The 13,483-nt window shown below is 67.5% G+C and carries 10 protein-coding genes; 7 read left to right on the forward strand and 3 right to left on the reverse strand.

Annotation, left to right across the window (positions count from 1 at the left end; translation table 11 throughout):
• The first annotated feature begins 35 nt into the window (after window positions 1–35).
• Window positions 36–1,331 carry a mechanosensitive ion channel family protein gene (locus SB786_RS26760; RefSeq protein ID WP_410730103.1) on the forward strand — a complete coding sequence of 432 codons (1,296 nt, stop codon included), beginning with the start codon at window positions 36–38 and terminating at the stop codon, window positions 1,329–1,331.
• Here the strand turns inward: SB786_RS26760 and SB786_RS26765 are convergent.
• Complete coding sequence (locus SB786_RS26765) at window positions 1,246–2,667, reverse strand: PLP-dependent aminotransferase family protein (protein WP_410730104.1); 1,422 nt, start codon at window positions 2,665–2,667, stop codon at window positions 1,246–1,248. The two genes, SB786_RS26760 and SB786_RS26765, sit on opposite strands and share 86 nt — an antisense overlap.
• 153 nt (window positions 2,668–2,820) lie before the next feature.
• On the opposite strand from SB786_RS26765, the gene SB786_RS26770 reads away from it, so the two are divergent.
• Together SB786_RS26770 and SB786_RS26775 are read left to right on the forward strand one after the other, a co-directional pair.
• Complete coding sequence (locus SB786_RS26770; RefSeq protein WP_410730105.1) at window positions 2,821–5,145, forward strand: FdhF/YdeP family oxidoreductase; 2,325 nt, start codon at window positions 2,821–2,823, stop codon at window positions 5,143–5,145.
• A 12-nt stretch (window positions 5,146–5,157) separates the two neighbouring features.
• On the forward strand, window positions 5,158–6,078 hold the full coding sequence (locus tag SB786_RS26775; RefSeq protein ID WP_410730106.1) for a bestrophin family protein: 921 nt from the start codon (window positions 5,158–5,160) through the stop codon (window positions 6,076–6,078).
• Window positions 6,079–6,092: 14 nt separating this feature from the next.
• On the opposite strand, the gene SB786_RS26780 is transcribed toward SB786_RS26775, so the two are convergent.
• Window positions 6,093–8,123, reverse strand: a complete 2,031-nt coding sequence (locus SB786_RS26780; protein WP_410730107.1) for an FUSC family protein — start codon at window positions 8,121–8,123, stop codon at window positions 6,093–6,095.
• 155 nt (window positions 8,124–8,278) lie between these two features.
• Between SB786_RS26780 and SB786_RS26785 the strand changes: the two genes are divergently transcribed.
• Window positions 8,279–9,181: a LysR family transcriptional regulator gene (locus tag SB786_RS26785; protein WP_410730108.1), complete on the forward strand. Its 903-nt coding sequence runs from the start codon at window positions 8,279–8,281 to the stop codon at window positions 9,179–9,181.
• Window positions 9,182–9,316: 135 nt separating this feature from the next.
• Here SB786_RS26785 and SB786_RS26790 read toward each other — a convergent pair whose 3' ends face one another.
• The gene (locus tag SB786_RS26790) at window positions 9,317–9,526 is read right to left on the reverse strand and encodes a hypothetical protein (RefSeq protein ID WP_410730109.1); all 210 of its coding nucleotides are present in this window, start codon (window positions 9,524–9,526) and stop codon (window positions 9,317–9,319) included.
• Here SB786_RS26790 and SB786_RS26795 point away from each other — a divergent pair.
• From SB786_RS26795 to SB786_RS26805, 3 genes are all read left to right on the forward strand, one after another.
• Entirely contained in the window at window positions 9,525–11,084 is a 1,560-nt protein-coding gene (locus tag SB786_RS26795; RefSeq protein WP_410730110.1) for a DHA2 family efflux MFS transporter permease subunit, read from the forward strand. The genes SB786_RS26790 and SB786_RS26795 overlap by 2 nt on opposite strands.
• A 324-nt stretch (window positions 11,085–11,408) precedes the next feature.
• Window positions 11,409–11,741: a sugar ABC transporter ATPase gene (locus tag SB786_RS26800; RefSeq protein WP_410730111.1), complete on the forward strand. Its 333-nt coding sequence runs from the start codon at window positions 11,409–11,411 to the stop codon at window positions 11,739–11,741.
• Between the two features lie 136 nt (window positions 11,742–11,877).
• A complete protein-coding gene (locus SB786_RS26805) occupies window positions 11,878–13,467 on the forward strand; it encodes an ABC transporter substrate-binding protein (RefSeq protein ID WP_410730112.1) in 1,590 nt (529 codons plus the stop codon).
• The last annotated feature ends 16 nt before the right edge of the window (window positions 13,468–13,483 follow it).

The raw sequence follows: 13,483 nt of genomic DNA on the forward strand, positions 1-13,483 counted from the left end.
AGATTCAACGCACGAGAAGGACCCTGCCTGCCCTTATGACCCTGAACGAATCCTGGTTTGCGCCGCTCGTCGGCCTCCTCATCCTGCTCGCCGGCGCCGGCGCGATCACGGCCGCCGTCCATTTCCTGCTGTTCCGCGTGGTCGCGCGCATCGCGCGGCTGTCGGCCACGCGCATCGACGACGCGCTGTTCGAGTTCGGCGCATTCAAGTGGCTGAACCGCATCGTGCCGTTCGTCGTGATCAAGCTCGGGCTCGCGGCAGTGCCCGGTATCCCGGCCGGGGCTGCGCAGGCCGCCGACAAGGTGCTGTTCGCGCTGATCGTATTGCTGGTGTCGATGACGATCAGCGCGACGCTGTCCGCGCTCGAACACACGCATCGCACGAGCCATCGCGACCAGCCGCGCCTGTCGCTGAAAGGCGCGATGCAGCTCGTCAAGCTCGTGATGTTCATCACGGCCGCGCTCGTCGTGATCGGCGACGCGACCGGCAAGCAGATCGGCCTGCTGCTGTCGGGCATCGGCGCGATGTCGGCGGTGCTGATGCTGATCTTCAAGGACACGCTGCTCGGCCTCGTCGCCGGCGTGCAGTTGTCGTCGAACGACATGCTGCGGATCGGCGACTGGATCACGATGCCGTCGGCCGGCGCGGACGGCACCGTCATCGACATCACGCTGAATACGGTGAAGGTCGCGAACTTCGATCACACGATCATCACGGTGCCCACGTGGAAGCTGATCACCGAGAGCTACCAGAACTGGCGCGGGATGACCGAAGCGGGCGGACGCCGCATCAAGCGCGCGCTGTTCATCGACGCGACGAGCGTCCGCTTTCTCGACAACGACGAGATCGCGCGGCTCGAACGCCTGACGCTGCTGAAGGACTACCTGGAAGACAAGGTCGACGCGATCGCGCAATGGAACGGCACGCTCGGCACGGCGGGCGAATGCCCGGCGAACCGCCGCCAGCTGACGAACCTCGGCACGTTCCGCGCGTACGTCGCGAACTACCTGAAGGGCCATCCACGAATCCGCCGCGACATGACGTGCATGGCGCGCCAGCTGCCGCTGACCGCCGAAGGCATTCCGCTCGAACTGTACTGCTTCACCGACACGACGAGCTGGGTCGACTACGAGACGATCCAGGCCGACCTGTTCGATCACCTGATCGCGGTGCTGCCGGAATTCGGGCTGCGCGTGTACCAGCACCCGTCGGGCTTCGACATGCGCCGGATGGCCGGTGCGCCGTTCACCGCCCCGCGCACTCGGACGCGAGCCGCCCCAGCACCTTCAGCGCATCCTCGATCTGCCGCGACCACGGATAGCTGTAGTTGAGCCGGATGAAATGCCGGTAATCAGCGCTCGCCGAGAACATGTGGCCGGGCCCGATCGTGATGCCCTGCCCGAGCGCGAGCGCATACAGCTTCATCGCGTCGACCTGCGGCGGCAACTCGACCCACAGCACGTACCCGCCCTGCGGCTGCGACAGCCGCGTGCCCGCCGGGAAGAAGCGCCGCACCATCGCGCTCATCAGGCTCGCCTGCTGCGCATACTGCTTGCGCATCCGCCGCAGGTGGAAATCGTAGCCGTCGTGCTTCAGGTATTCGGCGATCGCGAGCTGCTCGATCGCGGGCGTCGCGAGCGTGTTCAGGAATTTCAGCTTCTCGACCTGGTCGCGGTAGCGGCCCGGCATCGCCCAGCCGATCCGGTAGCGCGGCGACAGGCTCTTCGTGAACGACGCGCAATGCAGCACGAGCCCGTCGCGGTCGTACGACTTCAGCGCGCTCGGCGTCGTGTCGCCGAAATGCAGCTCGTGATAGACGTCGTTCTCGATCGCGGGCACGCCGTGCTTCGCGAGCAGTTCGACGAGCGCGCGCTTGCGCGCATCGGGCATCTGAAAGCCGAGCGGATTCTGGAAATTCGGCATCACCATGCACGCGGCGATGCGCTCGCGCTCGAGGATCCGTTCGAGCGCGTCGAGATCAATGCCGTCGCCCGGATGCGTCGCCACCTCCAGCGCGCGCATGCCCATCCGCTCGATCGCGTGTAGCATCGCGTAGAACGTCGGCGACTCGACGACGATCGTGTCGCCCGGCCGCGCGACGGCCTGCAGGCACAGGTTGATCGCCTCGGTCGCGCCGATCGTCATCACGATCTCGCCGGGCTCGATCGCGATCCCGCGCTCCGCGTAGCGCCGCGCGATCTGGCGGATCAGTTCCTGGTTGCCGGGCGGCAGGTCGTCGATCACGCCCCAGCGCGTGCGCCGCCGCCCGATCGCCTGCGCATAGCGCGCAAGACGCTGCACCGGAAACTGCGACGCATCGGGATACGGCGAGCCGAGCGGCACCGCATCGTCACGCGCGATCGAGCGCAGCGTCGACAGCACGAGCCGGCTCACGTCCACCGCCGACGGCTCGGCCGCCGGCGCCGACGTGTGCAGCTCGGCCTCGGCCGGCTCGGTGACCCGCGCCCGCACGAAATAACCGGACTGCGGCCGGCTCTCGATCAGGCCGCGGCTCTCCAGCACGAGATACGCGCGCAGCACGGTCGTCACGCTGAGCTGCTGCTGCCGGCTCGCCTGCCGCACCGACGGAATCCGCTCGCCCGGCCGGTATACGCCGCGCTCGATCTGCGCGTGCAGATCGTCGGCCAGTTGTTCGTAACGCTTCACGCGCCTCCCTTTCAACTTCCCTTCGACAACACAGTTGCGGTCCGCACCGCCTGAATGGCCGAAACTGTACTCTTTTTTGAAGTTGGCAGGTGTACACACAGCAGCCCTGGCGCCGCGCGTACTCTCGCTACATCGCCCCTGAACACCCGCATCATGAAAAAGAAATCCGCCGCCGCGCGCATCGAACCGTATCACCACCCGGCCGCTGGCTGGGGCGCGCTGAAAGCCGTCGCGATCAACCTGATCAAGGAAAAGGTCACGGGCGGCAACTACCGCACGCTGCTGCGCCAGAACCAGCCGGACGGCTTCGACTGCCCGGGCTGCGCGTGGCCCGACCGCCAGCATGCGTCGACGTTCGAATTCTGCGAAAACGGCGTGAAGGCCGTGGCCGCCGAAGCGACGAGCAAGCGCGTGACGCCCGAATTCTTCGCCGCGCACACGGTCACCGAGCTGCTCGAACAGACGGATTTCGAGCTCGAACAGCACGGCCGCCTGACCGACCCGATGGTGTACGACGCCCGCACCGACCGCTACGTGCCGATCGCGTGGGACGACGCGTTCGAGCTGATCGCGCGCCACCTGCGTGCGCTGCCGGATCCGAATCAGGCCGCGTTCTATACATCGGGCCGCGCGAGCAACGAGGCGGCGTTCCTGTACCAGTTGCTGGTGCGGCGGTATGGCACGAACAACTTCCCCGACTGCTCGAACATGTGCCACGAGGCGACGAGCCGCGGGCTGCCGGCGTCGGTCGGCGTCGGCAAGGGCACCGTCACGCTCGACGATTTCGAGCACGCGGACATGCTGCTGATCTTCGGCCAGAACCCGGCGACCAACCATCCGCGGATGATGGGCGAGCTGCGCGAATGCGCGAAGCGCGGCGCGACGATCGTGTCGATCAACCCGCTGAAGGAACGCGGGCTCGAGCGCTTCGCCGATCCGCAAAGCCCGCTCGAGATGCTGACGATGTCCGGCACCGCGATCGCGTCGACGTTCATCCAGCCGACGATCGGCGGCGATTTCGCGCTGATCAAGGGGATGGCCAAGCGCGTGCTCGAACTCGACGACGCCGCGCGCGCCGCCGGCGCGCCGCGCGTGCTCGACACCGCGTTCATCGACGAACACACGGCCGGCTTCGACGCGTTCGCCGACGATCTGCGCAACGAAAGCTGGCCGGCGCTGACGGCCGAAAGCGGCGTGCCGTACGAGCAGATCGACGCGCTCGCGCAACGCTATGCACGCAGCGAGCGCGTGATCGCGACGTGGGGGATGGGCATCACGCAGCACAAGCATTCGGTCGCGACCGTGCAGATGCTGACGAACCTGATGCTGATGCGCGGCAACATCGGCCGCCCCGGCGCCGGCCTGTGTCCGGTCCGCGGTCACTCGAACGTGCAGGGCAACCGCACGGTCGGCATCGAGGAAAAGCCGTCGCCGGCGTTCCTCGACCGGCTCGGCCACGTGTTCGACTTCGAGCCGCCGCGCCATCACGGTTACGACGTCGTCGAGACGATCGAAGGCATGCTCGAAGGCCGCGTGAAGGTGCTGATCGGCCTCGGCGGCAACTTCGCGATGGCGACGCCCGACACGCCGCGCACGTGGGAAGGCCTGCGCCGCTGCGCGCTCTCCGTGCACATCACGACGAAGCTGAACCGCAGCCACCTGGTCCACGGCCGCGACGCGCTGATCCTGCCGACGCTCGGCCGCACCGAGATCGACCTGCAGGACAACGTGCCGCAAGGCGTGACGGTCGAGGACTCGATGAGCATGGTCCACGTGTCGTACGGGATGAACAAGCCGGCTTCCGCGAACCTGATGTCGGAGCCGGCGATCGTCGCGCACATGGGCCATGCGCTGTTCGGCAGCGGCAAGATCGACTGGCTCGCGTACAAGGACGACTACGCGAAGATCCGCGACGCGATCGAGACAACGCTCGACGACTTCTACGACTACAACGCGCGCATCGCGCGGCCGGGTGGCTTCCACCTGCGCGTCGCGTCGCGCGATCGCGAATGGCTGACGCCGACGGGCAAGGCGAACTTCATCGCGCACGCGCTGCCGACCGATACGCCGATCCAGCGCGCCCGCGCGCTGCACGGCGAGCGCCTGATGACGCTGATGACGACGCGCTCGCACGACCAGTACAACACGACCGTCTACGGGCTCGACGACCGCTATCGCGGCGTGTTCGGCCAGCGCCGCGTGGTGTTCGTCAACCGCGACGATCTCGCGATGCTCGGCCTGAAGGCCGGCGAATGGGTCGACATGGAAACCGTGTGGCACGACGGCATCGAGCGGCGCGCCAACGGCTTCCTGCTCGTCGAATACGACATCCCGCGCGGCTGCATCGGCGCGTACTACCCGGAAACGAACCCGCTGGTGCCGCTCGACAGCGTCGGCGACGGTTGCAACACGCCGACGTCGAAGTCGGTGCCGGTCCTGCTGCATCGCGCGGCCGCGCGGGCGTCGGCTGCCGCCTGACGGAGCGCCGCGATGATCGTTCGACCGCGCGAGCACTGGCTGCGGATGCTGCTCGTCTGGAACGGTTCGGTGCTGCCGACCATCCTCCCGCAGCTCGTGCTGACGCTCGCGATCAGCGTCGTCGCGGTATGGGGCGGCGGCCGCGTGCTCGGCGAGAAGGTGCCGCTGAACCCGACGCCGTTCACGCTGATCGGCCTGACGCTCGCGATCTTCGCGGGGTTTCGCAACAACGCGAGCTACGAGCGCTACCGCGAGGGCCGGCAGCTGTGGGGCGGCGTGCTGACCGCCACGCGCACGCTGGTGTCGCAAGCACTCTGCTACGGCGCGATCGACGCCGACGCCGCCGCGCGGCAGGCGTTCGTGCGCAAGGTCATCGCGTTCGTCCATACGCTGAAGCATCAGCTGCGCGGCACCGATCCGGCGGCTGACCTGCGCGCGCTGCTCGACGACGGGACCCATACGCGCATCGTCGCGGCCCGGTTTCGCCCGGTCGTCATCGTTCATGAACTGCGCGAAGCATTGGCCGCGCGCGCCGACGCCGGGCGTCTCGCCGATACGCGGCTCTGGATGCTCGACGCGCGCCTCGACGATCTCGTGTCGACGGTGAGCGGCTGCGAGCGCATCGCATCGACGCCGATTCCGTTTTCTTACGACGTGCTGCTGCACCGGACGATCTACGCGTATTGCGTGTTATTGCCGTTCGGGCTCGTCGATTCGATCGGCGCGGCGACACCTTTTGTAACAGTTTTCGTCGCCTATACGCTGATCGCGCTCGACGCAATCGCCCATGCGATCGCCGAGCCATTCGGCGACGGGCCGAACCATCTCGCGCTCGATGCGATGACGCGGCAGATCGAGCGCACGCTGCTCGAACTGAACCACGAGCCGCTGCCGGCCGAGGTGACGCCCGGCCCGTCCTACCGCCTCACCTGAGCCGCCGCCCCTGCTCAATCGCGGCGGCGACGCAGGAAGTCGCCATGCTTGGCTGCCGCGTCCGCGATCCGACGCAGCAGCACCACGCCGTTCAGCAACGCATGCGCATCGGCACCGTCGCGTACGGCCAAGCGCCGCTGCAACAGGCGGCCCGCCGCGTCGCAGGCTCGTTCGAGCCGCGCGAAATCAGCCCGTGCGACGCACCCGCGCACCACCGCCGCCGCGCGGCGCGCGGCCGGCTCGCGCCTGGCCAGTTCGGCAAGCGACAGCAGGCTGTCGCCCAGTCCCCAGATCGCGAGCAGATCGCGCATGTCGCGCTCGATCAGCGTCTGCGGCACGCTGCCCGCGAACCCGAGCTCGCGCGCGAGGCGGTCGGCCGTGCGGCTCAGCCACGCGCTCGCGGACCACGCCTGCGGATCGCGCGCGATCCGCGCCAGATCGCCGCGCACCGCGCGATGCAGGCGTCGCCGGCTCGTGCCGGGATCGCCGGGAAACACCAGCGCGAATACCAGCGCGCCGAACGCGATGCCGAGCAGCGTCGCGAGCGCGCTATTCAGGAACGCGGCGTCGCCGATGCGCGTCGTGTTGTCCGGCGACGTGAAATTCCAGAAGAAGATCGAGAACGCGCTGCCCATCGAGGCCGTGCGTGGATCGCGCATCGCGATGCCGGTGCCGACCAGGAACACGCCGAGAATGTAGGCCAGCATCTCGAAGCCGGATATCGCGGGCAGCAGCGCGAAGTTGCAGACCACACCCGCGACCGCCGCGCATGCCGTGCCTTTCATGAAACCGACGATCGCACGCACCGAATTGGGGCGCGTCGAAAACAGTGCGCTCACCACGGCCGTGATCGCGACGAACCCGCCGCCCGCCGGCCACGCGGTGAAGATCCAGATCGCCGACGCGGCCAGCACCGCGATGAATGCGCGGATGCCGTTGTGGCACGCGAGCACCGGATCGCGGTGGAACGCGTAGCGCACGCGTGCAGGCGGTGGCGCCGACCGGTCGAGCAATGCCTGACTCGCGAATGCGCGGTCGAACCCGCCGAGCAGCGCCGACAGCCGGTCGAGCGTGAGCAGGCGCGACGTGTCCGGGCCGGCCGGCACGGCTGCTTCGACACGCAGCGCATCGTCCACGCGTGCGCGCAGCGCCGCCATTTCGCGCGCCGCGTCGCCCGACACCGCGACCCGGCCAAGCACGCTCGCCGCCTCGTCGACGAGCGGTTCCGGCGCATCGCCGTCGCGCGCCGCATGCTCGCGGATCGCCTGCCCGGCGGCCTGCGCGGCGAGCACGCCGAGCGCCGCCACGCGCAGATGGCCGATCATGTTGCGCACCGGCGGCGCGCCGGCGGCCGCATATTCGGCCGCCGTATCGAGTTCGAGCGCGTCCGCGAACAGCCGGTGCGCGGCCGCGGCGTTCGGCTCGCGGCGCAGCGCGCCCGCGCCGACCGCCACCGCGCGGTCGAGATAGCGCGCGAGCCGCGTGCGGACGTCCTTCAGCGGCGCGCCCGGCGCGAACACCGTCTCAAACAGCGCACCGCACAGGATGCCGACCACCACGTACAAAAACCGCGCGACCGCGATATCGAACGCATGCAGCGGCGCGGATACCGCATCCATCGCGACGATCGCGGCCGTATAGCCCGCGAGCACCGCCGCATACGCACGAAAATTCCGCTGGAACGTCGCGATGCCCGTGCACAGGCCGATCCATGCGGCGAGTGCCGGCAGGAACAACTGGGGCGTCTGCGCGAACGCGCCGGTCAGCGCCAGTGCTACTGCCGCACCGATCGCGGTGCCCAGAATCCGGTACTGGCTCTTCGACAGCCCCATTCCGCGGCTGCCCTGCGCGACGATCCACACGGTCGACGCGGCCCATTTCGGATCGTCCAGATTCATCCGGAACGCGATATAGAGCGCGAGCAACGACGCGGCGGTATTGCGCAGCGCGAAGCCGAGCGCGCCGGGCGGCAGTGTGGGCCGCGCATCGCGCAGCGCGGCGCGCACGGCCGCGATCGGCGGCAAGCCGGGGATGGTAAATTTCATGCGCCGAGCATACGATCGTGCGGTACGCGTCACTACCGGGCTGAACGGAATGCGGTATTGCAGCGTACGGAATAATCTGGATAACTGACATGAAAATGCAGCGGTCGGACCGACGACGGTAAGATGCGCGCACGCTGAACACGTAACAAGCTTGTATGAATCTCGATAGCATCCGAATATTCTTGCGCGTCGTGGAGCGCGGCAGCTTCACCGCCGCCTCCGTGGAACTCGACATGCCGCTCAGTCGCGTGAGCCGCAAGGTCAAGCATCTCGAGGACGATCTCGGCGTGCAGTTGCTGTACCGGACCACGCGCCGCGTGTCCGTCACCGAAGCCGGGCGCGATTACTACGAACGCTGCCTGCGCGCGGAGGACATCCTGCTCGACGCGGATCGCCAGGTCCGCACGCTTCGAACCGACCCCGAAGGCACGCTGCGCGTGCTGGTGCCCTATGCGATCGGCCTGTTTCAGCTCGAACCGGCGCTCGCCGAATTTCGCCGGCGTCACCCGCTGGTGCAATTGGTACTGATCTACGACAACAGCCCGCTCGACCTCGTCGAGCACGGCTTCGACGTCGCGCTGCGCGCGGGCCAGCTGAACGATTCGGGCTACGTCGCGCGCTCGCTCGGCTGGTCGCATGCGAAGCTCGCCGCGAGTCCGGCCTACCTCGATCGCACCGGACGGCCGCGCACGCCGAACGATCTCGCGCAACATGACATCCTGTTCGTCGGCCGCGATGCGCCCGGCCTGACGCTACGGCTCAGCAACACGGACGGCGAAGTGGCCGACGTCCCGGTGCAGCCCGTCCTGATCTCGAACGAATCGGTCACGGTGCTGCGACAGGCCACGAGCGGCGGCGGGATCGCGCTGATCTCCACGCACTTCACCGCGCGGCGGCTCGAGAGGAACGAGCTCGAGATCGTGCTGCCCGACTGGCACCGGACGAACGACGTCGAGCTTCACGTACTCTATCCGCGCCGCGCCACGCTCGACAGCAAGGTGCGTGCGTTCGTCGAGTTCATGACGGAACTGTTCGCCACGTGGCGAACCGCGCCGTAACCGGCCACGCACGAGCGGCAATCGATGCACGTCGACTACATTATTGCGGTGCAGGAAAGGAATTAATGAGCGCGCGAGCATTGATCGCCGTTCGCCGCATGGTTAGCCTGTGGCGATGAAAAACAACCACACACGCTACGGCAGCCACGCACCGGCTGCCCGCCGGCGCATCACCCGCGCCGCACCCTCCTGACCGGCGATAGCCCGCCCCGCGAAGCCCGCCACGGCTTCGCAATCCAGACCACCGATCGAACCGTACACCGCACGCGACGGCGCCGCTTGTCGGGCCGCCGCGCGTGTACGGCGCGCGCCGTACGGCTTTCGTCCATCACGCAGGAACGCCATGTCCTCTTCGTCCACTCCAGGCCCCCTGACGGGCGGCCGGCTCGCGATCGGCACGATCGCGGTATCGCTCGCGATGTTCATGAACGTGCTCGATTCGTCGATCGCGAACGTCGCGATCCCGACGATCTCGGGCGACCTCGGCGTGTCGGTCGACGAAGGCACGTGGGTGATCACGATCTTCGCGGCCGCGAACGCCGTGTCGATTCCATTGACGGGCTGGCTCACGCAGCGCTTCGGCCAGGTGCGCCTGTTCGTCACGTCGATCCTGCTGTTCGTGTTCGCGTCGTGGCTGTGCGGGATCGCGCCGAACCTGCCGACGCTGCTCGCCGCGCGCGTCCTGCAGGGTGCGGTTGCCGGGCCGCTCGCGCCGCTGTCGCAGGCGCTGCTGCTCGGCGCATGGCCGCGGCAGAAATCGGCGACGGCGCTCGCGCTGTGGTCGATGACCGCGCTCGTCGGCCCGATCGCGGGGCCGTCGCTCGGCGGCTGGATCACCTACGACTACAACTGGTCGTGGATCTTCTACATCAACGTTCCGGTCGGTTTCTTCGCGGCGGCCATCACGTGGTTCGTGTTCCGGGATCGCGAATCGCCCGTGCGCCGCCTGCCGATCGACATGGTCGGCCTCCTGCTGCTCGTGCTGTGGGTCGCGTCGCTACAGATCATGCTCGACAAGGGCAAGGATCTCGACTGGTTCAATTCGCCCGTCGTCGTCGCGCTCGGCATCGTCGCGCTGGTCGGCTTCGCTTTCTTTCTCGTGTGGGAGCTGACCGAGGCCAATCCGATCGTCGACCTGCGGCTCTTCACGCAGCGCAATTTCGCGGGCGGCACGATCGCGATCTCGGTCGCGTACGGGATGTTCTTCGGCACGCTGGTGCTGCTGCCGCAATGGATGCAGGGCTATCTCGGCTATCGCGCGATCGACTCCGGGCTCGCCACCGCGCCGCTCGGGATCTTCGCGATCCTGCTCACGCCGGTGATGGGGCGCCTTCTGTCGCGCACCGACCCGCGCTATATCGCGACGCTCGCGTTCGTCGGCTTCGCGGTCGTGTTCATGATGCGCACGACGTTCTACACCGACGTGTCGCACTGGGATCTGGTGCTGCCGACGCTGCTGCAGGGCATTCCGATGGCGATGTTCTTCGTGCCGCTCACGGCGATCATCCTGTCGGGGCTGCCGCCGGAGAAGATTCCCGCGGCCGCCGGCCTGTCGAATTTCGGCCGCACGTTCTGCGGCGCGGTCGGCACGTCGCTGATCAGCAATGCGTGGAACGACCGCACGATCCTGCATCACGTCCGGCTCACCGAACAGGCGAGCGCCGGCAACCCGATCTTCACGCAGCAGCAGGACGCAACGCGTTCGCTGCTGCACCTGAGCCCCGATTCGGCGCTCGCGTTCTTCAACAGCTCGGTCGATTCGCAGGCGGCCGTGATGGGGCTGAACGATATCTTCTACGTGTCGGCGATCATCTTCATCGCGATCATTCCGCTGATCTGGATTACCAAGCCGGCGCGCTCGGCAGGCGGCGATGCGGACGCGGCGGCAGCGGGCGCGCATTGATCGCACGCCGTTATCGCTGTTCGAGCGAAAAGCACGGGCTGAACCGGCAGGAAAACGCGGTCGGCCACAAGATCGGCCAGTAACGCCGACAAGCGTCGATTCGCCATCCTTTGAAACGCCCGCTGCCGCCGCGCGACAGCGGGCGCTTATGTATCGAATCGTTTCAGCAGGCCGTATGCGTCAAGTGCCGCGGGTATACTCCGACGTCAGCCGCCGCCCGTATCGACCGTCAAAAACGGCACGATTCCGGCGGTTTCGTCGCGAAGCTCCGCGTTTCGCGTACCCCGCGCCCCAGCCTCGACACGACCCACGACGATTCCGATCATGAAACGATTCCTGCTGCTCCTTCCCGCCGCCCTGCTCGCCGCCTGCGGTTCCGCGCCTTCGTCGAACTCGGCCGCGTCCGGCTCGGCGCCGATGATGTACGTGTCGTCGGCGCGCCCGGCACACGCGATCGCCAACTGCCTCGACAGCCGCCTGTCCGGCACCGAGCAGTCGCAGCACAACGGCGTGACCGACATCACCGTCGGCTCGCGCTCGTACTTCGTCACGCTCACGCCGTCGGGCAACGGCTCGGTCGTCAAGGTCGTGCGCGGCTCGGGCAGCGAACCAGCCGAGGAAGCGATGCGCTTCGCGATCGCGCGCTGCGTGATCTGAGCGCCGCCGGTGCCGGGCGCCCCGCCCGGCCCGCATGCCGTACCGCGGGCGCCGTCATGCGCGCCCGTCGAATATTTTCATCCGGGCCGCCGTCGATGAGAGAATCGCACCACGATTCCCTTTCCACGGAGCCCGCATGAAGCATCTGCTGTCCCGGCTGTTCGTCAGCGCCGCGCTCGTCGCGCTTGTTCCGGCGCTGCCGGCGCAGGCCGCGACGCCGCCCGGCATCTTCGTCGTCGCCACCCAGCTCGGCGAATTCACGACCCTCGACCCGAGCGAAATCTACGAGCTCGTGCCGTCCGAGTACGTCGCGAACACCTACGAACGGCTCGTGCGGGTCGACCTGAAGGACCCGACGCACTTCGACGGGCAGATCGCGCAATCCTGGACGGTCGGCGCCGACGGCGTCACCTACACGTTCAAGCTGCGCCCGGGCCTGACCTTCCATTCCGGCAACCCGGTCACCGCCGACGACGTCGCATGGTCGCTGCAGCGCACCATCCAGCTCGACAAGGGCCCGGCCGGCGTGCTCGCCGATCTCGGTCTCACGAAGGCGAACGTGATGCAGAAGGTGCGCGTGGTCGATCCGCAGACCTTCGTGCTCGAAACCGACCGCAAGTACGCGCCGAGCTTCGTGCTCAACGTGCTGAGCGCGTGCCCGGCGTCGGTGCTCGACAAGAAGCTGCTGATGTCGCACCAGCAGGGCAACGATTTCGGCAGCGGCTGGCTGAAGACCAACGACGCGGGCTCGGGCCCGTACCAGCTCGTCAAGTGGTCGCCGAACGAGAGCATCGTGCTGCAGCGTTTCGACAAGTACCGCGCGCCGTACGCGATGAAACGCGTCGTGCTGCGCCACGTGCCCGAGGCGTCCGCGCAGCGGCTGCTGCTCGAGAACGGCGACGTCGACGCCGCGCGCAACCTGAGCCCCGACAGCCTCGCCGCGTTGAGCAAGGCCGGCAAGATCAAGGTCGCGTCGTGGCCGGTGTCCGCGCTGCTGTACCTGAGCCTGAACACGAAGAACCCGAATCTCGCGAAGCCGGACGTGCAGCAGGCGATGAAGTGGCTCGTCAACTACGACGGCATCCAGCGCAACATCGTCAGCACGACCTACAAGGTGCACGAGACCTTCCTGCCCGAAGGTTTCCTCGGCACGCTGAATTCGAACCCGTACAAGCTCGACGTTACGAAGGCGAAGGCGCTGCTCGCGAAGGCCGGCTTGCCGAACGGCTTCGACGTGACGATGGACATGCCGAACGATTATCCGTACATCGAGATCGCGCAGGCGCTGCAGGCGAACTTCGCGCAGGCCGGCATCCGCGTGAAGCTGATCCCGGGCGATGCGAAGCAGGCGATCGGCAAGTACCGCGCGCGCCAGCACGACATCTTCATCGGCGAATGGTCGCCCGACTACATGGACCCGAACAGCAACGCGCGCGGGTTCGCATGGAATCCTGACAATTCCGACCAGTCGAAGACGAAGATGCTCGCGTGGCGCAACAGCTGGGACATCCCGCAGCTGACGAAGGATACCGAGGCCGCGCTCGTCGAGCCGTCGTCCGCGAAGCGCGCGCAGCGCTACGAGGCGCTGCAGAAGTCCGTGCTCGCGAACTCGCCGTTCATCATCATGTTCGAGAAGGTCGTGCAGGTCGCCACGCGCCCCGGCACGACCGGGCCGGAGATCGGGCCGATCAACGATCTGGTGTCCTACCGGACGTTGAAAAAATAGCTTCACGGCGCTACCC

It is taken from the genome of Burkholderia sp. SIMBA_062 (assembly GCF_046534765.1).
In the GTDB taxonomy this organism is placed as follows: Bacteria; Pseudomonadota; Gammaproteobacteria; order Burkholderiales; family Burkholderiaceae; genus Burkholderia; species Burkholderia ambifaria.

Excerpts from the sequence above, each read along its gene's own strand:
- SB786_RS26760 (WP_410730103.1), top strand. The coding sequence starts at position 36 with ATGACCCTGAACGAATCCTGGTTTGCGCCGCTCGTCGGCCTCCTCATC.
- SB786_RS26770 (WP_410730105.1), top strand. The coding sequence starts at position 2,821 with ATGAAAAAGAAATCCGCCGCCGCGCGCATCGAACCGTATCACCACCCG.
- SB786_RS26775 (WP_410730106.1), top strand. The coding sequence starts at position 5,158 with ATGATCGTTCGACCGCGCGAGCACTGGCTGCGGATGCTGCTCGTCTGG.
- SB786_RS26780 (WP_410730107.1), bottom strand. The coding sequence starts at position 8,123 with ATGAAATTTACCATCCCCGGCTTGCCGCCGATCGCGGCCGTGCGCGCC.
- SB786_RS26785 (WP_410730108.1), top strand. The coding sequence starts at position 8,279 with ATGAATCTCGATAGCATCCGAATATTCTTGCGCGTCGTGGAGCGCGGC.
- SB786_RS26795 (WP_410730110.1), top strand. The coding sequence starts at position 9,525 with ATGTCCTCTTCGTCCACTCCAGGCCCCCTGACGGGCGGCCGGCTCGCG.
- SB786_RS26790 (WP_410730109.1), bottom strand. The coding sequence starts at position 9,526 with ATGGCGTTCCTGCGTGATGGACGAAAGCCGTACGGCGCGCGCCGTACA.
- SB786_RS26800 (WP_410730111.1), top strand. The coding sequence starts at position 11,409 with ATGAAACGATTCCTGCTGCTCCTTCCCGCCGCCCTGCTCGCCGCCTGC.
- SB786_RS26805 (WP_410730112.1), top strand. The coding sequence starts at position 11,878 with ATGAAGCATCTGCTGTCCCGGCTGTTCGTCAGCGCCGCGCTCGTCGCG.